The organism is Corallococcus terminator (assembly GCF_003611635.1).
GTDB lineage: Bacteria > Myxococcota > Myxococcia > Myxococcales > Myxococcaceae > Corallococcus > Corallococcus terminator.
In genome coordinates this window covers 1-385 of the sequence record NZ_RAVZ01000856.1, presented here as the reverse complement: position 1 = coordinate 385, position 385 = coordinate 1, and the positions used below count along the sequence as shown (strand labels likewise).

Below are 385 nucleotides of genomic sequence, written 5' to 3'. Positions count from 1 at the left end.
TACATACACCAACGATTTCGACTTGATTAATACTTCTTTCTCTCAATAAACTATCAAGCGGGGTACCAAAGAACGAATCATAGCGCGTTTTATCAATGAAATGTACATTAGGTTGCGCTTTAATTGTTTCGTATAATTTACCTACTTTACCGTATAATTCTCTACCACTTGTATCTACGATATTGTGTGGTGGGAATAATTTACTTTCAGGATGATGAATGTCATGTAAATAATGTAAATCCATTAAAAAGAATATATGGTCTTGATAATAATTAAAGTCATTGATACGAGAAACAATAAAATCTTCAATATTTTGTCCAGGTTTACCGCATGTTAGTAAGCCGTCATCTGCGATAAAGTCATATGAATAGTCAACAACTAATAG

General features: G+C 31.9%; 1 protein-coding gene. It reads right to left on the bottom strand.

Features of this window, described 5'->3' with window-relative positions; translation table 11 throughout:
* A partial coding sequence (locus D7V88_RS42470; protein WP_147449199.1) for a cysteine hydrolase family protein occupies window positions 1-385 on the bottom strand: 385 nt, incomplete at both ends.